Source organism: Nocardioides furvisabuli (genome assembly GCF_021083185.1).
In the GTDB taxonomy this organism is placed as follows: domain Bacteria; phylum Actinomycetota; class Actinomycetes; order Propionibacteriales; family Nocardioidaceae; genus Nocardioides; species Nocardioides furvisabuli.
Map to the genome: position 1 here is coordinate 24,664 of NZ_JAIGQB010000004.1, position 22,190 is coordinate 46,853.

Genomic DNA, 22,190 nt, shown 5'->3' on the forward strand with positions numbered 1-22,190 from the left:
CACGGACTCGCTGCTCACACCAGCACCTCCAGCGGCGCGGGGTGGCTGAGGAAGGCCGTGGGGCTGGCGGTGTGGCCGTAGGCCCCGGCCTGGAAGAGCACGACGAGGTCGCCCACCTCCGCGCGCGGCAGCTCGACCCGGTCGCCGAGCAGGTCCAGCGGGGTGCACAGGCAGCCGACCACCTGGACGGTCTCGGCCGGTTCGGCGTCCATCCGGTTCGCGACCGCGATCGGGTAGTTGCGCCGGATCACCTGGCCGAAGTTGCCCGACGCGGCGAGCTGGTGGTGCATCCCGCCGTCGACCACGAGGAAGGTGGTGCCGCGGGAATCCTTGCGGTCGACGATGCGCGTGACGTAGAACCCCGCCTCGCCCACGACGTAGCGGCCGAGCTCGAGCAGCACGCGCGCGTCGGGCAGGCGCGGTCGCAGACGCGTACGCACCAGCTCCTCGAGGGCGTCGCCGACCGTGCGCAGGTCGAGCGGGCGGTCGCGGTCGTAGTAGGGGATGCCGAAGCCACCACCGAGGTTGACGTAGGTCGGCTGGGTCGCCACCTCGTCGGACATCCGCAGCACCAGGTCGACCGTGCGCCGCTGCGCCTCGACGAGGATGTCGGCGTGCAGGTTCTGCGAACCGGCGAAGACGTGGAAGCCGCGCAGGTCCAGGCCGCGGGCCTCCATCTCCTTGAGCAACCGGGGGGCCTCCTCGACGTCGACGCCGAACTGCTGGGCGCCGCCTCCCATGCGCATCCCCGACCCCTTGACCTCGAAGTCGGGGTTGAGCCGGAGCGCGACGACGGGGCGGATGCCGAGTTCCTCGCCGGCCGCGGTGATGCGGTCGGCCTCCAGCGGCGACTCCACCTCGACCACGACGCCGGCCGCGACGGCCTGGGTGAGCTCGGCGACCGACTTCCCCGGTCCGGCGAAGCTGACCTTGTCCGCCGGCAGCGCGGTGTCGAGCGCGAGGCGCATCTCGGCCCCCGACGCCACGTCGAGGGAGTCGACGAGCCCGCTGAGGTGCTGCACCAGCGCCGGCATGGGGTTCGCCTTGACGGCGTAGCTGATCTCGAGGTCGTCGGGCAGCGCCACCCGCAGCTGTGCGACCCGCTGGGTGAGCAGGTCCCGGTCGTAGGCGAAGAAGGGCGTGCTGCCCACCCGCCGGGCCAGGCGCGACACCGGCACCCCGCCCACGACGAGGTCCCCGCCGCTCACCACGCCAGGCACGTGAGCTCGCTGTAGAGGTAGCCGACCTGCTCGGGGGCGAGCGAGGTGCTGCGGAACATCTTGGGACGGGCCCGCTCCAGGGTCCTCGCGCGCCGCACCGGCCCACCGACGACGCGACGCTCGACGAGCGTGGCCGCGATGCCGTGCCGCGCGAGCAGGTGCGAGCCGACCCGGCCGGCCTCGGCACGGAAGAGCTCGGGGTTGCTGGCGTGGAGGATCGACCCGAAGGCGCGCACGTGCTTGCGGGTGTCGCGCCGGAACACGACGTAGCAGTGCTCGCGGGGCGTGGACACCAGGAGGTGTCCTGCGGCGGGGGCACCGCGGTGGTCGCGGTAGAGCGCCAGCTCGTCGGCGGACAGGGCGTCGGCCAGGACCTCCGGGGCCTCGCTCACCCGCGCGGACCCGGGCCGGGGCGGGAGCGGGACGTTGGCGAGGAGGTCGGTCGTGGTGTCGAGGTCGACGAACTTCAGCCGGCGGTTCAGCGCCACGACGTTGCCGCTGGGCGAGAAGTCCGTGAAGTGCAGGCCCTCCTGGGCCAGCAGCCGCGTCAGCAGACGGGTCCCCTGGGCGCGGTGGCCCTCCAGCACGCACCACGCGCCGAGGTTGCAGAAGCGCTCCAGCCGGTCGCCCACGCGCTGCTCGGAGTAGTAGGCGAGGTAGGCGCCGACCACGGTGCCGTCCGGCTCGCGCAGGTGGAAGCCGTGGTTGGGCTGCGCGACGTCCCACGGCACCGACAGCGCACGCGACCACCGGTCGGCGCTCACGCGCTGGTTGAGGTGGGTGGCGAGGAAGCGCGCCACGTCGGGCACGTCCGCGGACGTGGTCGGTGACAGCCGTGCCCCCACAGTGCCTCCCCCAGCGTCGTGCTCGTGCGAGCTCCCCTTCAGCCGGAGCGTAGGTCGCGACGGACGGGGTCGCGGGGCCCTGTGACGACGCATACCCAAGTCGGGGGACGTGTGCCGGGGCATCGGGCTCAGGTGCCCCACCCGGGCCCGCGCGGGGCCCGCAGGGCGGACGGACTGAGCAGGGTGCGCACGGCGCGGCGCGAGGTCGCGCGGCCGAGCACCGCCCGGCTCGCCTCGCGAGCCAGGAGCGCGGACCAGTAGGCCGCGGAGCGCAGCGGACCGTGGCGCCCGGCGAAGAGCTTGACCCGGTTGGCGACCAACATCGACCACAGGCGCGGTGAGGTGGTCGAGTCCCCGCCGAGGTGCACGGCCACGGCCGTGGGGACGTAGCGCGTGGTGAGCCCGTGGTCGCGGACCCGGAGGTGGAAGTCGGTCTCCTCGGAGTAGAGGAAGAAGCTCTCGTCCCACGGCCCGCACCGGCGCCAGCACTCCGCCGAGACGAGCTGGGTCGAGCCCTCGGCCCAGTCGGTCGGCTGCGCCCGGTCGTACTCCCCCACCTCGGTCACCATCTCGCCGAGGCGGCCCACGCCCCCGGCACGCGAGGCGCCGAGCACCGCGTCGGCGACGGCGCGCACCAGGGTGGGCTCGCGCCGCATCGAGGGCACCAGGACGCCGTCGCCGTCGAGCAGCCGCGGCACGGCCACCCCGGTCCCGGGCTCGTCGAGGGCGGCCATCAGGGCCGGCACGCATCCCGCCGTCAGCCGGACGTCGGGATTCAGCACCAGCAGCGCCCGGCCCGGTCCGGCGTACGCCGCACCCGCGTTGATCCCGGCGGCGTAGCCGGCGTTGCGGCCCATCTCGAGCACGACGGCGTCGGGGGCCGCGGCCCGCACCACGTCGGGGGTGCCGTCGCCCGACGCGTTGTCGACCACCACGAGTCGCCAGGCGAGGTCGCCCATGCCGGCCGGCAGCGAGGCCACCAGGTCCGCGACGAGCGCGGCGCTCTCGTAGGTCACCACGACCACCACGACCTCGTCGCTGCCGGCCCCGGTCATGGGGTCGATCGTAGGTTCGCCCGTGGTCGTCCCTCGCCCCCGAAATGGGCGAAGACCGCACAGCGGCCGCGGCCCGGGCTCGCGGGCAGCGTTTCCTGAGTGGCGCAGGGGGAGGAGGGGCGATGCGGCGCTGGGCGTCCACGGCCGGCACGCTGGCGGTGCTCGGGCTGCTGCTGGCCGCGCTGGTGCTGGCCTGCCTGCGCGTCACCGACCCGACCTCCCGTCGTCTCGTGGAGGCGGTCTCCCTCACCCCGCTCGGTGTCCCGCTCGCGGCGCTGGCCCTGGCGCTGGCGGGCACCGCCCGGTGGACGGCGCCCCGACCGCTCCGGCTCGGCGTCGTCGTCGCGGCCGCGGTGCTGCTGCTCGCGCACTGCTGGTGGCTCGCGCCGCTCTACACCGGGGCGCTGCACGCCGGCGGGCCCGCGTCGGTGGTCGTGCTGGCGCAGAACTTCGAGCACGGCGACGCGGACGCCCTGGTCGAGCTCGTGCGCCGCGAGGACGTCGACGTGCTCGTGCTCACCGACGCGGGCAACGGACGCGTCGACGATCTCCTGGCGGCCGGGATCGAGGAGCAGCTCCCCCACGCGGCGGGGGTGGGGACGGAGGATGCCGTCGTGCTCAGCCGGCTGCCGCTGGCGTGGACCCGCCGGCTCCACCCGGGCTCGGAGAGCAGGCTCGTCGGCCTGCACGTCGCAGGCATCGGCGAGGTCACCGTCGCCGCGGTCCACACCGCGCCGCCCTACCGGACGGAGGAGTGGCACGCCGACCATGCGGAGGTGCTCGCCGCGCTCACACCCCTCGTGTCCGACCCCGGGGCGGCGCTCGTGCTGGCCGGCGACCTGAACGCCACCCCTGCCCACGCCCCGGTGCGGCGGCTGGTCGTCCTGGGCCTCGCCGACGCCGCGGCACAGGTCAACGCCGGCTGGTCACCGACGTGGCCGGCGGGCGGGCGCGAGCGACGGCTCGGGGTGCCGGTGCCGGCCTTCGCCGCGATCGACCACGTGATGACGTCGCCGGAGCTCGTGGTCACGGCGTACGACACGGTCGAGCTGGCCGGCGCCGATCACCGCGGGGTGCTGGCCAGGATCTCCGGCGCACGCTGAGGCAACCGCACCACCGTGGGTCGGCGGCCGCGGTGGCGCACGAGCGCCTCGAGCTCACCCGGGGCGCGGAGGTCGACGTACGCGCGGCCGAGCTCGTCGTGCCAGCCCACGGGTCCGGAGGTGCCGGTCGCTCCGCTCGCGCGGGTGCGCGAGCGCGGCCGGGGCACCCGCGGCGCGGCGCCCAGCAGGTCGCGGAAGACCGAGACGTAGACCTCGGCCTGCTGTCGCCAGTCCAGGAGGTCGCAGACCCGCTGCCGGGCCTGCAGGCCCAGCTCGACCCGCAGGTCCTCGTCGTCGAGCAGCCGCTCGACGTGGTCGGTGAAGGCCGTGACGTCGCCGGCCGGTGCGTAGCAGGCGGTCTCGCCGCCGGACACGCGCGTCTCGGTGAGGTCGAAGCACACCGAGGGCAGGGCGTAGGCCATGTACTCCATCGTCTTGTTCATCGTCGACACGTCGTTGAGCGGCGACTTCGCGTCGGGGCACAGGCCGATGTCGGCCGCGCTCAGGTGCTCCGCGATCTGGGCGCGGTCGACCCGGCCGGTGAAGGTGACGACGTCGTCGAGGCCGCGGGCGGTGCAGTCGGCACGCAGCTGCTCGAGGCAGTCGCCGAAGCCCATCAGCACGGCCCGCACGTCACGTCGCCCGCGGACGCGGACCAGCTCCTCCATCACGTCCAGCACGGTGTCGACGCCGTCCTGCGGGCCCATGATGCCGAGGTAGGCGAGCACGTAGGGGTCGTCGGCAGGGCGCTGCGGAGGTACGAGCGGGCGCATCGCGCTGGTGTCGGGCCCGCTGCGCACGACCTTCACCATCGCCGGCTCGCACCCGCCGCGAGACAGCGCGATCCGACGGTAGGACTGGTTGGTGGAGATGACCCGGTCGGCGGCGCGGAAGGTCTGGTGCTCGAGCCAGGTCAGCGCGCGCAGCTCGCAGCGCTCGCGCAGCGAGGTCGGCGGTCCGAAGCGGGAGAGGAAGAGCTCGGGGTTGAGGTCGTGGTGGTCGAAGACGAACCGCACCCCGCGCCGCTGCCACATCCGGGCCAGCAGCCAGTAGGTGTCCGGTGGGTTGCAGGCCTGGAGGGCGTGGAAGGGCTGGCGTCGCCACACGACGCGCGAGAGCAGCGCCGTGCGCACCCAGCAGTAGACGAACTCAAGGGCGTAGCCGAGGAGGCCGCGCGCGGCTGGAGGCGGACGGTACTTGTAGACGTGGACGCCTTCGATCACCTGGCGACGCGGGTCGCCGGGACCCTTCGGGCAGATCACGCTGACGTCGTAGCCGTGGGCCCTCAGCGCCTGGCACTCCAGCCAGACCCGGCGGTCCAGCGGGACCGGCAGGTTCTGCACGACGACCAGCACGTGCCGTGCCGCCGGGTGCGGTGTCCTCGACCTGCTGCTGACCATCGCTGCCATCCCCCCTCGCAGCCCCCCTCGGAGCCGGTTCTGGACCCGGACACTAGGAACGGCCGTCGTCGCCTCGAGCCGGCTCGCGTCGAAATGCCCCATGCGGGGGACGTGCGTGCCGGAGCCCGGTCGGGGCCCGTCGACCCGCCTAGCGTCCGTGCCGTGGCCGCCCCCCTGTTCACCGTCTGCTTCCACGGCGTCGGCGTGCCGACCCACGAGCGAGAGCCCGGCGAGGCCGGCTACTGGGTCTCGCGGGACCGGTTCCTCGAGCTGCTCGACTGGGCGGTGGCGGCACCGGGCGTCGCGCTGAGCTTCGACGACGGCAACACCTCGGACCTCGACGTCGTCGCACCCGCCCTCCTCGAGCGCGGGGCGCGCGCGACCTTCTTCCCGGTCGTCGGTCGGCTGGGCGACGCGTGGAGCCTCTCGGCGCAGGGCCTCGAGGAGCTGCTCGAGGCCGGGATGGACGTCGGCACGCACGGGCTGACCCACCGGCCGTGGGCCGGCCTGCGCGGGGCGCTCGCCCGCGAGGAGGTCCTCGCCCCGCGCCGGGCGCTCGAGGACCTGCTCGGTCGCCGTGTCGACCGGGCGGCAGCCCCGCTCGGTCGCTACGACCGCCACACGCTGGCACTCCTGCGGTCCGACGGGTGCGCGGAGGTCAACGTCAGCGACCAGCGCCCGGCACGGCCGGGGGCGTGGGTCCGGCCGCGGTTCAGCGTCCGCGCCGACGACACCGCCGCCTCGCTCCGCGCGCGGATGCTCGCCTCCCTGGCCCCCGCGCGACGGGTCCGCAACGGCGCGGTGTCACTCGTGAAGCGCGCGCTGTGAGGCACCAGTACCCAGTCGGTGGTATGTCGCCGACCGATCCGCCCGCCGCGTCACGGACGTGGCACAGGGTGGGCTGACCGCGGGGGCCGCGCGCCCGCCGCAGTGGGGCACACATCCAGGCAGGAACTTCTCCGGGGGACGGTGAGCGTGACGATGAACGAAGGCGTGATGACCGCGGGCGCGACGACGGGCGCGGGTGCGCCATGAGGGTGCTCGTGACAGGAGACCGGGGCTACCTCGGCTCGGTGATGGTGCCCCACCTCGTGGGTGCCGGCCACGACGTGGTCGGACTCGACGCGGGGTGGTACGACGGCTGCGACTTCGGTCGACCGTTCACCGACTACGAGCAGCGCACCGGTGACGTGCGCGACGTCGAGCCCGCCGACCTGCGCGGCATCGACGCGGTGGTGCACCTCGCAGCCATCTCCAACGACCCGGTGGGGCACCTCAACCCCGAGGCCACCTTCTCGGTCAACGCGCGCGGCGCGATCCACACCGCCCGCGCCGCGAGGGCCGCCGGGGTGGGCCGGTTCCTCTTCGCCTCCTCGTGCTCGCTCTACGGCGCCGCCGGAGACGGAGTCGTCGACGAGGGCGCGCCGTTCCGCCCGGTGACGCCCTACGGCGAGAGCAAGGTGCTCGCGGAGGAGGGGATCTCCGCGCTCGCCGGCGACGACTTCAGCCCGACCTACCTGCGCAACGCGACGGCGTACGGCTCCTCGACGCGGCTGCGCGCCGACATCGTGGTCAACAACCTCACCGGCACCGCCTTCACCCGCGGCCACGTGCAGCTGCAGAGCGACGGCTCGCCGTGGCGCCCGCTGGTGCACGCCGAGGACATCGCGCGGGCCTTCGCCGCCGTGCTGGCCGCACCGACCGAGACCGTCCACGACCGGGCCTACAACGTGGGTCGCGACGTCGACGTCGTCCAGGTGCGCGACATCGCGCTGGCGGTCTCGCAGGCCCTCGACGTGCCGGTGACCTTCGCCGACGGCGCCGGGCCCGACACCCGCGACTACCGCGTCGACTTCACCCGGATCGGCCGCGAGCTGCCCGGCTTCGTGCCGACCTGGACGATCCCCGACGGCATCGCCGAGCTGGCCCGGGACATGGCCGAGCGCGGTCTGGTCGCCGAGGACTTCGAGGGTCCGCGGTTCGTCCGCCTGGCGCGGATCCGCGAGCTGCAGTCACAGGGCCGGCTGGGCCCGGACCTGCGCATGACGCACCTCGAGGAGGTGGCGTCGTGAGCCTGCCCGCCTGCCGCCTCTGCGGCGCCGACCTGCGTCGGACCTTCGTCGACCTCGGCATGTCGCCGCCGTGCGAGAGCTACCTGTCGGCCGACGAGCTCGACCGCGGCGAGACGTTCTACCCGCTCAACGTGCGCATCTGCGAGGCCTGCCTGCTGGTGCAGCTGCCGGCCTACATCTCGGCCGAGGACATCTTCAGCCACTACGCCTACTTCTCCTCCTTCAGCGACTCATGGGTCGAGCACGCCCGCCGCTTCGTCGAGGACGCGCTCGCGCGGCTGCGGCTGGGCGACGACGCGTTCGTCGTCGAGGTCGCCAGCAACGACGGCTACCTGCTCCAGCACGTCGCCGCGCGCGGCATCCGGTGCCACGGCATCGAGCCGGCCGCCAACGTGGCCGAGGCGGCCGTCGCGAAGGGCATCCCCACGACCGTGGCCTTCGTCGGGGAGGGGACCGCACGCGCCTTCGTCGCCGAGCACGGCGCGGCCGACCTGGTCGCGGCCAACAACGTCTTCGCGCACGTGCCGGACATCGTCGACTTCGCCCGCGGCCTGCGGACCCTGGCCGGCGAGTCGGGAACGGTGACCATCGAGATCCCGCACCTGCTGCGGCTCATCGAGGGCAACCTCTACGACACGATCTACCACGAGCACTACTCCTACCTCTCCCTGCTCACCACGCAGCGGGTGCTGGAGGCGGCGGGGCTCACCGTCGTCGACGTCGAGGAGCTCTCGACCCACGGCGGGTCGCTGCGGACCTGGTCGCGGCCCACCGCCGCAGCAGGCGCGCCCAGCGACGCGGTGGCGAAGATCCTCGCCGACGAGGAGGCGGCCGGCCTCCACACGGTCGAGGGCCACGACGGCTTCGCCCGCTCGGTCGCCACGGCCCGCAACGACCTCGTGCAGTTCCTCGTCGAGCGCTCCCGCGAGGGCGCATCCGTGGCGGCGTACGGCGCTCCGGGCAAGGGGAACACGCTCCTCAACCACGCCGGCGTCCGTGCGGACCTGATCTCCTTCACCGTCGACCGCAACACCTTCAAGCACGGCAAGTTCCTGCCCGGCACCCACATCCCGATCTTCGACCCGTCGCACCTCGACGAGCAGCGGCCGGACTACATCGTGGTGCTGCCGTGGAACCTCCGCGAGGAGATCACCCGACAGCTGGCCCACACGCGCGAGTGGGGGGCGCGGCTCGTCTTCCCCCTCCCGACCCTGGAGGTGATCGAATGAAGGTCGTGCTGTTCTGCGGCGGGATGGGGATGCGGATGCGCGTCGGTGACGACCCGTGCCCCAAGCCGATGATGACCGTCGGCGACCGGCCGGTCCTGTGGCACATCATGCGCTACTACGCCCACTTCGGGCACACGGAGTTCGTGCTGTGCCTGGGCTACGGAGCGCAGTACGTCAAGGACTACTTCCTGCACTACGAGGAGACGGCGAGCAACGACTTCGTGCTCTCCGGCGGCGGCCGCGACGTCGAGCTGCTCAGCAGCGACATCAGTGACTGGCGCATCACCTTCGTCGACACCGGCCTCACCACCGAGATCGGCGAGCGGCTGCGGCGGGTGCGCCGCCACCTCGGTGACGACGAGATGTTCCTGGCCCACTACGGCGACGTCCTCACCGACGCCCCGATGGACCAGCTCGTCGCCCGACTGGCCGCCTCGGACGCGGTCGGCTCCCTCCTCGCGATCCGTCCACCCGGGTCCTTCCACGTCGTGCTGACCGACGACGACGACCGGGCCTCGGGGTTCCGCTCGGCCGAGGACCTGCCGCTGCGGGTCAACGGCGGCTTCTTCGTCTTCCGCCAGTCGATCTTCGACTACCTCGAGGAGGGCGACGACCTCGTGACGCACGCGTGCGCGCGTGCGGCGCGCGACGGCCGCCTCCTCGCGATCCCCTACGACGGGTTCTGGAGGCCGATGGACACGCTCAAGGAGCGTGCCTCGCTGGAGAGCCTGTACGCCTCCGGCGAGAGCCCGTGGGCACTGTGGCGTCGCGAGCCACCGGTGCCCGTGCCGGTGCCGGCGCCCCGGCTGGTGGCGACGACGTGAGGGACCTGCACCTGCCCGACGGGCCGCTGCAGGTGCTCGCCGTCGCGGCCCATCCCGACGACGTCGAGATCGGGTGCGGCGGCACGCTCCTGGCGCTGCGCGAGCGTCCGGGCGTCGAGGTGCACTGCCTCGTGCTCACCGGCTCCCCGGAGCGCAGGCTCGAGGCCGAGCACGCCGTGACCGCCTTCAACGGTCCCGGCGCCGCGGTCGCGTTCGCCGACCTGCCGGACTCACGGCTTCCCGAGGTCTGGTCGGCGGTCAAGGACACGCTCGAGGACGCCGCCCGGCTGCGCCCCTCCCCCGACCTCGTGCTCGTCCCCCGACGCGACGACAGCCACCAGGACCACCGGCTCCTCGCCGAGCTGGTGCCGACCGTGTGGCGCGACTCGCTGGTGCTGCACTACGAGATCCCCAAGTGGGACGGCGACCTGGGCCGGGTCAGCCACTACGTCCCGCTGACCGCGGACCTCGCGCGCCGCAAGGCCGAGCTGCTCACCAAGGTCTACCCCTCCCAGGTCGGCCGTGACTGGTGGGACGACGAGACGTTCCTGGCGCTGATGCGCCTGCGCGGCGTCGAGTGCCGCGCCCCCTACGCCGAGGGCTTCGTGGTCCAGAAGGCGAGGCTCGACCTTGTCGGCTCCCCCTCCTGAGACGTACGCCGGTCGCGCCTGTCCGGTGTGCGGGCGTCCGGGCGGGCAGCCGGTGCACGAGGTCGCCGCGGTGCCGGTGCACAGCTGCCTGGTCATGGACACCCGCGCCGATGCGGTCGCGATCGGCCAGGGCTCGCTCGCAGTCGTGCTCTGCCACGGTTGCGGGGCGATGGCCAACCGGCTCTTCTCCTCCGACGCCATGGCCTACAGCGCGCGCTACGAGGACTCGCAGGCGTTCTCCACCACCTTCCTCGACTACGCGCGCGGGCTCGCCGGGCGCTGGGTCACCGACTGGCACCTCGAGGGCCGCACGGTCCTCGAGGTCGGCGCCGGGCGCGGCGACTTCAGCCGGCTCCTCGCGGCGGCGGGGGCGGGCCGGGTCGTGGCGATGGACCCGACCCTGGACCCCGCTCGCTTCGGCGAGCCGGACGACCGCGTGGCACTGGTGACCGAGGCCTTCGGTGCCGGCACGGACCTGTCCGGGGTGGACGCGGTGGCGATGCGCCACGTGCTCGAGCACGTCGACGACCCGGGTGCGCTGCTGCGCGACCTGCGCGCCGCCCTCGACGGCCGCGACGACGTGCCGGTGCTGGTGGAGCTGCCCGAGGCCGGCCGGATCCTGGCCGAGGGCGCCTTCTGGGACGTCTACCACGAGCACTGCAACTACCTGACCCGCGACGTGGCGGTCGAGCTGTTCGAGTCCGCCGGCTTCAGCGTGCACGCCGCGACGCTCGCCTACTCGGGCCAGTACGTCCACGTCGAGGCCCTTCCCACCGGGACCGTGCGCCCGATGCGCCTGCCCTCGTCCGTGGCCGCGGGGCTGGCCCGGGACGCGGACCGGTTCCGCTCCGCGGCGCGCGAGCAGGTCGCCACGCTGGCCCGCGCCGTGGAGCAGAGCGCCCCCACCGGTCGGGTCGTCGTGTGGGGCTCGGGGTCCAAGGGCACGGCCTTCCTGCACGCCCTGGGCCCGACCGCCCGGCTGGTCGACGCCGTCGTCGACGTCAACCCGCACCTGTGGGGCAAGCACGTCGCCGGCACCGGTCACCCGATCGTCGCGCCCGGCACGCTCGCGGACGAGGCGGTCGAGCTGGTGGTGGCGATGAACCCGGTCTACGCGACCGAGATCCGCGCCGAGCTCGACCGGCTGAGCCCCGGGGCCCGCCTGCTCGCACTCGGCCACGCCGGGGTCGGGGCCGAGCGCGTGCTCACCCCTCGCCGCAGAGCCTGACCCTTCTGCCGCCCGTCGTCTTGTTGCCGCTCGCCTCGATGGAGTCCTTGCCCGAGCTCAGGTAGCAGTAGCCCCAGTGCGGGTCGCCGCCCACGCGGTTGCCGACGAGGCGGGCGCTGTCCGCCGAGATCATCACCGACCATGCCGAGCCGTAGAGCCAGTTGCGTGCGATCGTCACGTCGGACACACCGCCGTTGGCGTTCTCGAGGAAGATGTTGGCGTTCATGGTCTCCTGGAACGGACCTGCCCGGTAGACCGAGCACCGGATCACCATGCCGTCGACGCCGCGCACCTGCGTGCCGTCGTAGTGGGACTCGGGAGGTGCCTCGGGGTGGTGGACGAGGTTGTACCGCAGCACCACGTTGCGCACGAGGCGGTCCCCGTCGGACGTCACGTGGATGCCGTCGGCGGGGCTGTAGCCGATGTTGGACTTCGCGACCAGCACGTTGACCGCGCTGGATATTCCGACGCCTGGGGCGGTGACCCGCTTGAGCCTCACATTCTCGCCGAGGATGTCGAGGGCACCGTCGACGCGGACGTTGGTGACCCTCACGTCGGTCCCGGTGATCATGAGCTCGGAGACATGGGCGTTCTTCAGCCGCGCACCGTCCCCCAGCACGGTGCGGCTCGATGAGCGCAACGTGCCGCTCGCGCCGGTGTTGGTCATGTTCGGCTTCATCCGGCAGGGCGCCAGGGCGTCGGCGCGCCTGTCCGTGGCGGCTCCGACGCCCGCGGGTGCGGCGGTGCCGGCACCCGGCGCGACGGCGGACGAGCCAGTGGGAGCCGACGCGACGACCAACGAGGCGACGAGCAGCGTGGCCGGCAGCACGACGGACCGGGCTGCGGAGCGGACGGTCAGGACCGAGCGGTGACGGAAGGTCACGGGCAGGACTCCAAGGGGGTGGGGACGAGGCGACCGTCCATGGAACCAGAACCCCGGCGCCGTGGCATCCCCAGAATGTGTCGTGTGTTCAGCCTGTGCGTGAGCTCTCGTCGCGCTGCCAGGTGTCGAAGTCGCCGACCCTCACCGCTCGGCGGGCCCCGAACGACGCGAGCAGGTAGACACCGACGAAGACCGGCACTCGCGCCGCCAGGCCCGGGCGCGACACCGCCAGGCTCAGCAGGGTGCGGACGCGGGTCTGCGACCCGGTACGGCGTACGCCGAGGCGTGTGGCCTGGGCGTTGCCGGTGGCCACGCGGGTGCGACGGCGTACGAGATCGGCGACCGTCCTCGGCGGGTGCACCACCGCGACGGCGCCGGGCACCACGCGGCGCTCGCCGGGACCGAAGGCCTCCGACATGGCGAGGTCGTCGTTCATCAGGCCCGCGAGGTGTTCGACGCGTGCCTGGCCCGCCTCCGACAGCACGACGACCCCACGTCCGAAGAGACCCGACTGGACGTGCGGCAGCTCCTCCCACACGTCGTAGTACCACCGGACCCATGGCGAGCAGCCGGCCCGTGGCACCGCGCGCCGGGGGGCTGCAGCCATCGCGCCGCCCTCCCGGACGGCGGCCACCAGCTCCACGAGTGCGCTGCCGGTCAGCTCGATGTCGGCGTCGAGGTGGACGCGGGGGAAGACGTCGGTGGCTGTGTTGCCCACCCGCACCGCCTCCCGCTTGGAGGGCGTCGGGATCTCGATCACCCGTGCCCGGGGGTCGGCCTCGCGCGCCAGGTCCGCCGTGGCGTCGCGGCAGCCGTTGCACACCACCACGACGTCGAGGTCGTCGGGACCGACTCCGGTCCGCAGCGCGCGCAGGGTGCGGGCGATGGAGGCCGCCTCGTCGTGCGCGGGGACGACGACGCTCGCGACCACCATCGACCCTCCCCTGTCCGGCCCGGCCTGACCGACCGGGGACTCCATCGTCGGCCGCCACGAGCGGTGCCGCGGGGCAGCGCGGGGGCTATCGACCAATTTGGTGATCGAGCCTCGCCCCGGTCGGCGCGTCCCGGTGATGCCGCTTGGGCTCGTCGCGCACGAGGGTCCAGAGCGCGCCGGCACAGCCGATCGCCAGGACCAGCAGGAAGGCGCTCTGCCGGAAGCTGATCGAGTCGTAGAAGAACGATGCCACGCCGAGCGAGGCGATCGTGGCCGCCAGCGCCTGGCCGAGGCTGCGCAGCTCCGGGTCGGTGCTGCGTCGGCGCACACCGCGGGCCACTCCGAGGCCGATGAGGTGCAGGGCCACGAATACCACCAGGCCCACGAGGCCACCTTGGAGCAGCGTGGCCAGGTACTGGTTGTCGAGGAAGAAGTACACGTCCGGCACAAAGGTCCCGGTGCCGCGACCGATCAGCCAATGGTCCTGCATGAGGCCAGGGATCGCTGCGTAGTCCTCCGTCCGCCCCGAGATACTGGGGTCGGTGTCGGCGTTCAGGAACAGGCCGCGCACGGTGCCGAGCAGGCCCGGCACCACAGCCCGGAAGACACCGAGCCCGATGACACCCAGCACGAGCACGTTCAACCGGCCACGGTTGGTCAGCGCCGCGACGTAGAAGGCCACCCCGACCGCAAGGGTGAGGAAGCCGGACCGGCTGACACTCAAGGGCAATGCCGACAGCAGCGCGAGCAGCGCCAACCAGTACTTCCAGCGCCCCGACTGCTCATGGATGGTGAAGTGCATGGCCAGCGGCACCAGCGCCGCGGTCACGACCGAGAACTCGATGGGGTGCGACGCCCCCGCGGCGATCCGGTCGAACCCGGACCGGCTGTAGGAGTCCAGTTCGGCACTCGTCGTGAGCCCGGGCAGGAGCATCATGCTGCGGAAGTCGAACGCTGAGAAGACGAACTCGAGGATGCCGATGAACGCAGCCAGTCCACCGACCATGACGAGACGCTGGAGCAGCGTCGTGATGCGCTCGCGACTTCCCAAGCCGTCGACAGCCAGCAGCCCGATGCCCAGGAGCGCGAGGTGCTGGAAGACGACACGGTCCATGCTCGCAGCCTCGCCGGCGGTGAGGTCGCGCGTCAGACCCGCCCCGTACGAGGCGAGGGCAGCCACAGAGAAGCCCAGCAATGTCCAGCGGACGGGGTGAAGCTCCGGAGCTTCGATGAGGCCCAGAACCCGCGAGGCGGCCCAGATGGCGAGCGCCCCCAGTGCCACAAGGCCGGCAGGGTTGCCTACCGACTTCAGAGGCCCCACGAGGACGAACGGCTGCGGCACGAGGAAGAGCAGCACGACGAGCCATGTGAGCACCGAGCACGCGTCCCTCGCAGAGAGAACGAGCAGCCCGAAGAGCAGACCAAGGACGAGCAGCGCCGCGGTCGCACCGCCCGGCAGCAGACCCGTGAGAGGCAGGACTGCAAACGATCCCAGCGTGATCGCCCCCGCTGCCAGCGAGAGCGGCACGACCACCCGGTGCAGTCTCAAGCGGGGATCGACCGGCATGACGTCACCTCCGCAGCGAGGATGGCCCACTGGGGGGCAGCTGGGCGCGTGACAGGCGCTGGCGCGGTGAGGGCACGGCGGGGTCGCCGGTGGGAACTTGGCGTGATGGCGTCGGCCGCGGTCCCGCCGGCCGAAGAACCGGCCGAGGCGATCTCGTCATCGTCCGTTCCGCTTGGAGCCGCCGACCCAGCAGCCGGTCGGCCACGATCGCCCATGCGGCACCGACCAACAGCCCGACACCCATCACCGCCACGACGAGCTTCGCTGCCGAGGTCGACGCCAGTGCCTCCACCTGCGTCGGCGCCAGCACGAAGGGCCGATAGCGCACCGCTGCCGGGGCTCCCGCACGAGTCTGCAGCTCGTCGGTGATCCCAGGAGCCGCCGCCACCACCCGGTCCACCACGTCGCGGACGGCCTGCTCGTCCTGCCCCCAGGCCCGCACCTCGTAGGTGGTCTGGTACATCGGGATCTCCACCGAGTAGGAGGATCCATTCGCCGACTCGCCTGGGCCCCACCCGCGCGTGGCGGAGCTGCCGAGCTTCCGCTGCGTCTCCTGGGAGTTCAGCTGGGCCTGCAGCGCCGCACCCACGAGCGCCTTGCCGTCCGCGCCGAGTGGGTCGCGGTCAGCTTCCGACGCTCCGTCAGGTAGCTGAGGCTGGACGAGCCCGTAGGAGGTCGCAGCGGTGTATGTGGTCTGCTGTGAGTCCACGAGTTGATAGCTCACGCCGGCTGCCCCCAGCAGGATCGGCAGCATGACGTACCAACGGCGCAGACAGATCTTCAGGATGTCAACGGCATCCATGCAGTCATCTCCTTCTCGCCCAACGTCCCAGCACCCGACGTGCGTCGTCGACCGCCGGCAGTCCGAAATGCCAAATCAGGGCGGCGTACGCCACGACGCCGGCCGACGCCCCGGCTATCAGCTGAAGTACCACGCCGGCCCCGAGGAGCCCGGTCCCCCCGGCGGCCAGCCGCGCCACCGCAGCCATGGCGGCCGTGATGAGAACCATCGGCAGCATGGGCCGCAAGTAGGTGGACAGGCGCATGCCGATGAGGCTGAGAGACATCTTCATCTCCAACGGGGCCAGGACGACCATCACCCCGGCCAATCCGAGGCTCACACCGAGCAATCCCCAACGCGAGCACATCAGCATGACCACGGCGCCCACCAAGCAGTACGCCAAGCCCCACCGGTAGAGCCAGTCGCTGCGTCCCATCGCCAGCATCACCGACGACGTGACGCTCAGCACCGCCTGCACGATCGCCACTGGGGCGAGCACCTGAACGACCGGGACAGCTGCTTCCCACTGCGCACCGTAGACCACCAGCACCGCCTGCTCCGCCAGGACCGCCAGGCCCACCATGGCGGGCAGCACCACCAGGGCCACCACACCTGTCGCTCGAATGGCGCCCGAACGAAGCGTCTCCGGATTGTCCTGCTCGCGCGCGAAGGCCGAGAAGCTCACCGTCGAGACGGTGGCGCTCACCGCGTTCATCGGGGAGCTCACAGTGCGTTGCGCGACCGTGTACGTGCCCAGTGCCGCGCCGCCGAGCATTCGGCTGATGACCACCTTGTCCAGCTGCGCGAAGAAGACCGCCAGGGCGCTCGACCAGAAGCAGTTGATGCTGAACTTCCCCACCTCGCGCAGCCGGCGCAGGCTGAACCTCGGCGAGGGGCGCCACGCTACGTACAGCCAGGCGCCGCCGGTCGACACGGCCACCCCGGCCAAGGTTCCTACCACGAGCGCCCAGATACCGGCCCCGGCGAACGCGAGCCCGATCCCGACGGCACCGTTGACGGTCGCGTTGGCGATGTTGACGGTCGCCAGCCTGCCGAACTGCATCGTTCGCCGCAGCAGGGCGTGGTGCATGTTCCCCACAGCCCCGAGGACCGAGACCGCGGCCAGCGCCCTGATGGCGGGTGCGGCCGCAGGTTGTCCCAGAGCATTCGCCATCGGCCCGGCGAGGGCAACTGTGAGGACACCGAGGAAGATGCCGAGCAACAGGTTGAAGAAGAAGAGCGAGCTCAGAAGGGTGTCGTCGACAGTCTCGCGCTGGATGACCACGGCGGACGTGCCGAGGTCGGTGAGCTGCCACGCCACCACCATGACCACCATGCCGGCGGCGACAACGCCGAAGTCCTGCGGCGTGAGCAACCGCGCGAGCACAATGCTCACCCCCAGGCGCGAGGCTTGGGTGAGGACCTGCGACAGCATCGTGTGGCGTGATGCAGCCGCCACACCGTCGGCGTCGGACTCGGCATCGAACGACGTGCTGCTCGACTCGTGCGTGCTAGTCACCTGGCCCCCACCCATCCATCACCGCTCCCCCAGCGCCGTCAATGGCCGCCAGCGCGGCTCCAGACTCCTCGCCCCGGAACGCGGCTGCGCGGCGCGCGGGGCATGCTGCCCAATAGTGGGTACAGGAGGGCGAGGCGGCGGACGAGCGTCGGGGCACGACTAGAGCCGAGCTGGTACATCCCACGCGAGCGCGCGCGCCTCGAGACGGTGCAGCCGCTCGCTGAGCGCCGGGAGTTCAGCCAGCCCCACCAGGGCCAGCACGGCACGCCACCGGTGCGCCCAGTCGTGGCGGCGCAGGAAGGTCGTGACCGCGGCCACCCTGGCCCGCTCGAGGCGGACGGGATCGCGGTCGAGCTCGCGGATGACGTCGACGACCCCGGGCGCAGGGACCGGGATCGGGACGACGGCGTCCGGCCACCCGAAGCAGTCGTCCCACTCGACCGAGGCCGGAGCGGTGCCGAGCATGATCGTCCCGGCCGACAGCGCCTCGAAGTAGCGGTTGGTCAACGACTCCTCGCCACCCGTGCGATCGGTGCGGCCCTCCTCGTCGTTGATCCGGTAGACGATCGAGTAGCGGGTCCGCTGCAGCAGCCGGGCCTGGGCGAGCCGGTGCTCGGCGTGGCCGGTGACCGACCACGGCCCCTTCACGGTGTCGAAGTGGTAGAAGAGCTCGTGGTCGGCCATCGCCCGCAGGAGAGGCTCGTGGGTGCCGGCGAAGCGGCGACCCCAGCTGGCCACGTCGACGGTGCGGGCCGGGAAGTCGTGTGCGGGCGGCGCGTAGCGGTCGGTGTCGACGGCGAGGGGGAGGTAGGTGCACGGCACGCCGGTGATCTCCCGCACCGCGTCGACCACCGAACGGTTGGACACGATGACGTGGTCGAAGCCGCGCAGCTGGCGGAGGTAGTCCGAGACCTGCGCCAGCTGGGGGGTCCAGAGCTCGACGATCCACGCGACGCGGGCCGCGGCGCGGTCCGTGGCTGCGGCGACGTGCGGGAGCATCCCGATCTCGTTGGCGTCGGCGAGGACGGCGAAGAAGAGGTCCGCCCGGCCCCTGGTGCCGGCGCCGGCCGGCGCCCGCATCCGCGCGCGGCGGTCACGGCCCCACCGCTGGCCGGCCCGGTTGAGCGCGCCGTGGGCGAGGTGGAGGGCCGGGCCGCCGCCGAGCGGGCGCGGCAGGCACCACTCCACGTCGTCGACCTCCGCGACCACGTCCTCGAACTCGAGCTGGGACGCCTGCCAGACCTTCTCCTCCAACCCGCGGCGCGAGGCCAGGACGACGCGCGCGCTCATCGGCGTACGCCCCCTGCGGGCTGCGGGGTGTCGTCCCACCGGGTGAAGTAGCTGTCGGGGTTGACGAGGTAGGTGACGGTGGTCTCGGGCACGTGCCGCACCCGCAGCCGGCGGCTCAGCCGCCAGACCAGCTCCCAGTCCTCTCCCGGGATCGTCGGGCTCGAGCGCGCCAGTCGGCTGAACCGCACCCCCGGGCCCCGGCGCACGACGATGCTGCTGGTGTCGACGTAGGGCGCCAGCGCGAGCGCCCGGCGGTCGAAGGGGCGCGACAGCACGTCGAGCGTGGTGCCGTCGGGGCGTACGCGCTCGACGCTCGTGTAGACCAGGTCCGCCCCGCGGTCGAGGGCTTCCAGCGCGGTGGCGAGGTGGTGCGGGCGCCACGTGTTGTCGTCGTCGAGGAACGCGAGATGGGTCGAGGACGAGAGGGCGATGCCGACGTTGCGCACCACGCCCGGTCGCCCCGTGTTGGTCGACAGCGTGACCGCGAACAGGCGGTCGTCGTCGGGGAGCCCGGGGAGGCCGCCGCCGTCGTCGACGACCACGACGACGTGGTCCTCGACCGTCTGGTCGAGCGCGCTGCGCACGGCTCGCGCGAGCGAGTCCGGACGCCGGAAGGTCGCCACGACCGTGACGACCCTCGCGGAAGGAACGCCCCCTCCGACGCCGAGGCGCTGCACCTCGTCGCGCTCGGTACGCGCCGCGGCCACGGCGGCAGGCCAGTTCATCATCTTGTTGCGGGCCTCGAAGGGCGGCCAGGTGCCCCACCGGGCGCGGACGACCTCCCGCACGGTCGTGCCTGCCTGTTGCCACATGCGCCCCACGCCCTTCCCCGGACCACGACCGCGCGTGCGGTCGTCGTGCCCCTCCAGCGATTCTGGGTCCGGCACGGGCAGGCGGGCATACCCTCTCTGGGTCAAAACCGCCCGCCTGCTGGCGGTCCGCCGCGCCACGTCGTGCTCGATGGAGCCATGACGATCACGACCGGACAGGCCAGGAAGCCCGTCGAGCCGGGGTCGCTGCGCCCCGGCGACCGGGTGCGTCTGCGACCCCTCGACGAGGTCCTCGCGACGCTGGACGACACAGGGTCCTACGAGAACGTGCCGTTCATGCCCGAGATGACGGCATACGCCGGCCGGGTGATGACCGTCTACCGCCGGCTCGAGAAGATCTGCGACTACATGGGCGAGGAGTCGCGCAGCCGTCGGATGACCGACGCGGTGCTGCTCAACGAGACCCGCTGCGACGGCTCCGGCCACGGCGGCTGCCAGGCGGAGTGCCGGATCTTCTGGAAGGAGGTCTGGCTCGAGCACGCCGACGACGCGCGCGACGACGAGAGCCCGTACGCCGTCGCGCCGGAGCGGCTGCTGCCGCTGCTCGTGGCGGGGGCGCACCGCACCGACCCCGAGAAGGGCGAGGTGTACCGCTGCCAGGCCACCGAGGCCACCCGCGCCACGACCGCGATGCCGGAGATGGCCGTCGGGCAGTACGTCCGCGAGGTCCGCGTCGGCAACGTCGGGGTCCCCGAGCTGGTCCGGGTCGGCTCCAGCGCCCTCGTCACCAAGCTGGCGCGCAAGGCCGGCCTGCGCCCCTACCTCCCGCTGGAGGTCGCCGGCAAGGACCGCGTCGACGGGGAGAAGCTCGGCCTCCAGCCGGGCGACTGGGTCCGCGTGCGGTCCAAGGAGGAGATCGGGCGGACCCTCAACTCCGGGGGCGCGCACCGCGGGATGCTCTTCACCCACGAGATGGTGCAGTACTGCGGCCAGACCTTCCGCGTGCACAGCCGGGTCGAGAGGCTCGTCAACGAGCAGACCGGCGAGCTGCTGCACATGAAGCTGGAGTGCATCGCCCTCGAGGACGTGATCTGCAAGGGCCACTTCACCTCCGGCGCCTGGTTCTGTGCCCGCGAGCACCTGCCCCTGTGGCGCGAGGACTGGCTCGAGCGGGTCGAGGCGCCGACCGCGGCGACGGTCTGCCCGAAGCCCGGTCGCTGACCGGGCGGCCGGCAAACCTGCTCAGGCCTGCTCAGGCCTGCTCAGGCCTGCTCAGGCCCGCTCAGGCCCGCTCAGGCCTTGTCGAAACGGTCGACGCGGTAGGTGCGGCCGGGGCCGAACTCCGCCCGCTCGGCCAGCACGTGCCGCATCCCGAGCCGGGCCGCGTGGGCGGTGACCACGTCGTGGGCCTCGTCGCCGTTGAGCAGGCTGCCCATGCGCGGGACGTAGTGGACCGCGACGAAGGCACCGCCGGCCGCCAGGGCGGCGTGGATCCGCTCGACGCACCGCTGGAGCTCGACCACGGGGAGGTAGTAGAGGACGTCGGAGGCGACGACGACGTCGAAGGTGCCCTCGGGGAACTCGGCCGGGATGCTCATCGCCACCGCCCGGACGTGGGGCTGCGCGACCAGCCGGTGCGCCACCCGGTCGACCGCGGACTGCGACACGTCGAGGGCCAGCACCTGGTCGGCGTACGGCGCGAGGACCTCGGTGAACGAGCCGACGGCGCACCCGAGCTCCAGCACGCGACCGAGCCCCTCGCCGCCGCAGACCTCGAGCGTGCGCGCGAACTTGAGCTGCTCCTCGGGGTTGCGGTCGAACCCGAAGGGGTCGCCCTCGTCGAAGAAGTGCTCGAAGAAGCCGGGCCGCATCTCCGGCGGCACCAGGCGCTCGGGCAGCGCCGCGGCCACCCGGCCGCGCCACGTGTCCGGCACGGCGAAGATCACCCGCCCGCGCGCGCGGATCAGCGCGTCGCGCGAACGTCGTCCCACGACGGCAGGTGACAGGAGCGAGGTCATGGCGGGTGTCCCTCCGGTGGACGAGCTTGGTCCACACCGAGCGACCCGGTCGGCACCCGGTGTGGCGTGCCCATCGTGGCGTCGGCCCCGGGGCCGACCGCGACGTCCCGGACGTTGTTCGCCGATATTGGTGACCCGCGGCCGACGTCGAGCCCGGGGCCTCAGGAGTTGAAGCGCTGCTGGGTCTTCTCGAGGCCCTCGGTGATGAGGGACTCGACCGCGTCGGCGGCGTCGCCGACCTGGAAGGGCAGCTCCTTGCGCTCGACGGTCGAGTAGTTCGACAGCACGAAGTCGGCCACGTCCTGGCGCCCGGGCGGGCGTCCGATGCCGGCACGGACGCGGTAGAAGTCGCCAGTGCCGAGCGAGGAGCGCATCGACTTCAGCCCGTTGTGGCCGTTGTCGCCGCCGCCGAGCTTGATGCGCAGCGTGCCGAAGGCGATGTCGAGCTCGTCGTGGATCGCGATGACGTGGTCGGGGGCGACCTTGTAGAAGGTGGCGAGCGCCTTGACCGGGCCACCGGACTCGTTCATGTAGCCGCGGCCGCGGGCCAGCACGACCCGCGGGCCGCCGAGCGACAGCCGGCCCTCCACGACGTCGGCCCGGCCCGACTTGTGCGACCTCCAGTGCACATTTCCGGGGGTGCTCCCCATCCGGCTCGCGAGCTCGTCGGCGACGAGGTAGCCGATGTTGTGGCGGTGCCCGGCGTAGGCGGGTCCGGGGTTGCCCAGGCCCACGACCAGCCAGACCCCGTCCTGCGTGTCACTCATGCGCGTCATCCTTTCATCGACCGAGCGGGCACTTC

At 72.6% G+C, this 22,190-nt stretch carries 21 protein-coding genes; 8 read left to right on the top strand and 13 right to left on the bottom strand.

The genetic code is table 11. From position 1 onward, the window contains the following. Window positions 1-14 precede the first annotated feature (14 nt). From K4G59_RS09295 to K4G59_RS09305, 3 genes are all read right to left on the bottom strand, one after another. Window positions 15-1,208 (bottom strand): pyridoxal-dependent decarboxylase, exosortase A system-associated, encoded by a 1,194-nt coding sequence (locus tag K4G59_RS09295; RefSeq protein WP_231250696.1) that lies wholly within the window; start codon window positions 1,206-1,208, stop codon window positions 15-17. Next, window positions 1,205-2,065: a hypothetical protein gene (locus tag K4G59_RS20460; protein WP_231250697.1), complete on the bottom strand. Its 861-nt coding sequence runs from the start codon at window positions 2,063-2,065 to the stop codon at window positions 1,205-1,207. The genes K4G59_RS09295 and K4G59_RS20460 overlap by 4 nt, the downstream gene beginning before the upstream one ends. Window positions 2,066-2,193: 128 nt before the next feature. Further along, window positions 2,194-3,120, bottom strand: a complete 927-nt coding sequence (locus tag K4G59_RS09305) for a glycosyltransferase (protein ID WP_231250698.1) — start codon at window positions 3,118-3,120, stop codon at window positions 2,194-2,196. A gap of 122 nt (window positions 3,121-3,242) precedes the next feature. On the opposite strand from K4G59_RS09305, the gene K4G59_RS09310 reads away from it, so the two are divergent. Then, a complete protein-coding gene (locus K4G59_RS09310) occupies window positions 3,243-4,223 on the top strand; it encodes an endonuclease/exonuclease/phosphatase family protein (protein ID WP_231250699.1) in 981 nt (326 codons plus the stop codon). Here K4G59_RS09310 and K4G59_RS09315 read toward each other — a convergent pair. Next, complete coding sequence (locus K4G59_RS09315) at window positions 4,184-5,623, bottom strand: glycosyltransferase family 4 protein (protein ID WP_231250700.1); 1,440 nt, start codon at window positions 5,621-5,623, stop codon at window positions 4,184-4,186. The two genes, K4G59_RS09310 and K4G59_RS09315, sit on opposite strands and share 40 nt — an antisense overlap. A gap of 162 nt (window positions 5,624-5,785) precedes the next feature. Between K4G59_RS09315 and K4G59_RS09320 the strand changes: the two genes are divergently transcribed. From K4G59_RS09320 to K4G59_RS09345, 6 genes are all read left to right on the top strand, one after another. After that, window positions 5,786-6,451 carry a polysaccharide deacetylase family protein gene (locus tag K4G59_RS09320; RefSeq protein WP_231250701.1) on the top strand — a complete coding sequence of 222 codons (666 nt, stop codon included), beginning with the start codon at window positions 5,786-5,788 and terminating at the stop codon, window positions 6,449-6,451. A 203-nt stretch (window positions 6,452-6,654) separates the two neighbouring features. After that, the gene (locus K4G59_RS09325) at window positions 6,655-7,695 is read left to right on the top strand and encodes an NAD-dependent epimerase/dehydratase family protein (RefSeq protein ID WP_231250702.1); all 1,041 of its coding nucleotides are present in this window, start codon (window positions 6,655-6,657) and stop codon (window positions 7,693-7,695) included. Next, the gene (locus K4G59_RS09330; protein WP_231250703.1) at window positions 7,692-8,924 is read left to right on the top strand and encodes a class I SAM-dependent methyltransferase; all 1,233 of its coding nucleotides are present in this window, start codon (window positions 7,692-7,694) and stop codon (window positions 8,922-8,924) included. Before K4G59_RS09325 ends, K4G59_RS09330 begins: the two co-directional genes overlap by 4 nt. Then, the gene (locus K4G59_RS09335) at window positions 8,921-9,748 is read left to right on the top strand and encodes a glycosyltransferase family protein (RefSeq protein ID WP_231250704.1); all 828 of its coding nucleotides are present in this window, start codon (window positions 8,921-8,923) and stop codon (window positions 9,746-9,748) included. Before K4G59_RS09330 ends, K4G59_RS09335 begins: the two co-directional genes overlap by 4 nt. Further along, a complete protein-coding gene (locus K4G59_RS09340; RefSeq protein ID WP_231250705.1) occupies window positions 9,745-10,398 on the top strand; it encodes a PIG-L deacetylase family protein in 654 nt (217 codons plus the stop codon). Before K4G59_RS09335 ends, K4G59_RS09340 begins: the two co-directional genes overlap by 4 nt. Next, window positions 10,379-11,626 (top strand): class I SAM-dependent methyltransferase, encoded by a 1,248-nt coding sequence (locus tag K4G59_RS09345; protein WP_231250706.1) that lies wholly within the window; start codon window positions 10,379-10,381, stop codon window positions 11,624-11,626. Before K4G59_RS09340 ends, K4G59_RS09345 begins: the two co-directional genes overlap by 20 nt. Here K4G59_RS09345 and K4G59_RS09350 read toward each other — a convergent pair. The 7 genes from K4G59_RS09350 to K4G59_RS09380 all read right to left on the bottom strand — a co-directional run bounded on the left by K4G59_RS09350 (window position 11,604) and on the right by K4G59_RS09380 (window position 19,412). After that, on the bottom strand, window positions 11,604-12,509 hold the full coding sequence (locus K4G59_RS09350; RefSeq protein WP_231250707.1) for a hypothetical protein: 906 nt from the start codon (window positions 12,507-12,509) through the stop codon (window positions 11,604-11,606). The two genes, K4G59_RS09345 and K4G59_RS09350, sit on opposite strands and share 23 nt — an antisense overlap. Before the next feature lie 88 nt (window positions 12,510-12,597). Then, window positions 12,598-13,443: a glycosyltransferase family 2 protein gene (locus K4G59_RS09355; protein WP_231250708.1), complete on the bottom strand. Its 846-nt coding sequence runs from the start codon at window positions 13,441-13,443 to the stop codon at window positions 12,598-12,600. Between the two features lie 85 nt (window positions 13,444-13,528). Further along, complete coding sequence (locus K4G59_RS09360; RefSeq protein ID WP_231250709.1) at window positions 13,529-15,010, bottom strand: O-antigen ligase family protein; 1,482 nt, start codon at window positions 15,008-15,010, stop codon at window positions 13,529-13,531. A gap of 4 nt (window positions 15,011-15,014) precedes the next feature. Beyond that, window positions 15,015-15,812, bottom strand: coding sequence for a hypothetical protein (locus tag K4G59_RS09365; RefSeq protein WP_231250710.1), 798 nt, complete (start codon window positions 15,810-15,812; stop codon window positions 15,015-15,017). 4 nt (window positions 15,813-15,816) lie between these two features. Further along, entirely contained in the window at window positions 15,817-17,325 is a 1,509-nt protein-coding gene (locus tag K4G59_RS09370) for a lipopolysaccharide biosynthesis protein (RefSeq protein WP_231250711.1), read from the bottom strand. A 144-nt stretch (window positions 17,326-17,469) separates the two neighbouring features. Then, window positions 17,470-18,600, bottom strand: a complete 1,131-nt coding sequence (locus tag K4G59_RS09375) for a glycosyltransferase family protein (protein ID WP_231250712.1) — start codon at window positions 18,598-18,600, stop codon at window positions 17,470-17,472. Next, on the bottom strand, window positions 18,597-19,412 hold the full coding sequence (locus K4G59_RS09380) for a glycosyltransferase family 2 protein (RefSeq protein WP_231250713.1): 816 nt from the start codon (window positions 19,410-19,412) through the stop codon (window positions 18,597-18,599). The genes K4G59_RS09375 and K4G59_RS09380 overlap by 4 nt, the downstream gene beginning before the upstream one ends. Before the next feature lie 156 nt (window positions 19,413-19,568). On the opposite strand from K4G59_RS09380, the gene K4G59_RS09385 reads away from it, so the two are divergent. Continuing rightward, window positions 19,569-20,591 (top strand): hypothetical protein, encoded by a 1,023-nt coding sequence (locus tag K4G59_RS09385; protein WP_231250714.1) that lies wholly within the window; start codon window positions 19,569-19,571, stop codon window positions 20,589-20,591. A gap of 71 nt (window positions 20,592-20,662) precedes the next feature. Here the strand turns inward: K4G59_RS09385 and K4G59_RS09390 are convergent, their stop codons facing one another. After that, complete coding sequence (locus tag K4G59_RS09390) at window positions 20,663-21,388, bottom strand: class I SAM-dependent methyltransferase (RefSeq protein ID WP_231250715.1); 726 nt, start codon at window positions 21,386-21,388, stop codon at window positions 20,663-20,665. A 161-nt stretch (window positions 21,389-21,549) separates the two neighbouring features. Then, complete coding sequence (gene pth, locus K4G59_RS09395; protein ID WP_372461806.1) at window positions 21,550-22,155, bottom strand: aminoacyl-tRNA hydrolase; 606 nt, start codon at window positions 22,153-22,155, stop codon at window positions 21,550-21,552. Window positions 22,156-22,190: the final 35 nt, after the last annotated feature.